The organism is Pseudarthrobacter sp. R1, assembly GCF_024494415.1.
In the GTDB taxonomy this organism is placed as follows: Bacteria; Actinomycetota; Actinomycetes; order Actinomycetales; family Micrococcaceae; genus Arthrobacter.
The window spans coordinates 1-752 of the sequence record NZ_JAMKFI010000061.1 but is presented as its reverse complement, the minus strand read 5'-3'; the positions used below and the strand labels follow the sequence as shown (position 1 = coordinate 752).

General features: G+C 66.8%; 2 protein-coding genes. Both read right to left on the bottom strand.

Annotation, left to right across the window (positions count from 1 at the left end):
- Positions 1–172, bottom strand: a 172-nt coding sequence (locus tag M8J71_RS23170) for a phage holin family protein (protein ID WP_256250168.1), incomplete at its 3' end; no start/stop codon positions are given.
- The coding region (locus M8J71_RS23165; protein WP_256250214.1) for a hypothetical protein at positions 169–752 on the bottom strand (584 nt) is incomplete at its 5' end. The genes M8J71_RS23170 and M8J71_RS23165, both read right to left, overlap by 4 nt.

Sequence of the window (752 nt, the reverse complement as noted above, 5' to 3'; positions counted from 1 at the left end):
CTTTGCCTGCCTTGGTGGCGGACTGCTTGGCTTCGGCCTTGGCGAGCTCGAGTTCCTGGCGCATCAGGGTGGACAGATCCCGGGTCACATCACCCAGCAACTCACCCAACGACGCGTTGTCCGCCTTAACGTGCGCCTCACTCGGGGGAGGCTCCGGAATAGAACTACTCACAGGTGGCGTCCTTCCTTCGACTGGTAGGGGTCATCCTCAAAGCGCAAAGGAGTATCTTCCGCGGTACCGGACGGCAGGGACGCTGTGGATACCGGAGTTCCGGCGCCTACAACGGGCTCGTCGTACAGGTCAGTGTCGCTTCCTGCGGCGAACACCGTCTCCTGCCGGAGCGGTGCTGCCGGCGGAGCGGACACCGGGCGCTGGGCCGGGGAGGACTGCAAGGTCCCGCCCTGGGATGCGGTACCGGTGGTGCCTGCGGTGAGGCCGCGGGTCAGGCGGCCTGCGAGGACGCCGGCACCGGCGGCAAGCAGCAGGAAGGTGCCGGGCTTGTTGCGGGCGAACCTCTGGACCTCGCCCAGCAAGTCCCCTGGCTGCTTGTTCTCAAGCCAGGAAGCCACCGACTCGCTGCGCTGGGCAGCCTGCCGGATCAGATCACTGGCCATACCCTGCTGGTCCGGGGCGTCAGCCATGCTCTGCAGCTGGCTGGAAATGGTGCGGATGCCTTCGGCCGCCTTCTGCTGCTGGGTGCCGGCCTGGCTGGAAAGCCCTGATTTTGCCTGGGACAGCAGGTCCTGCGCGC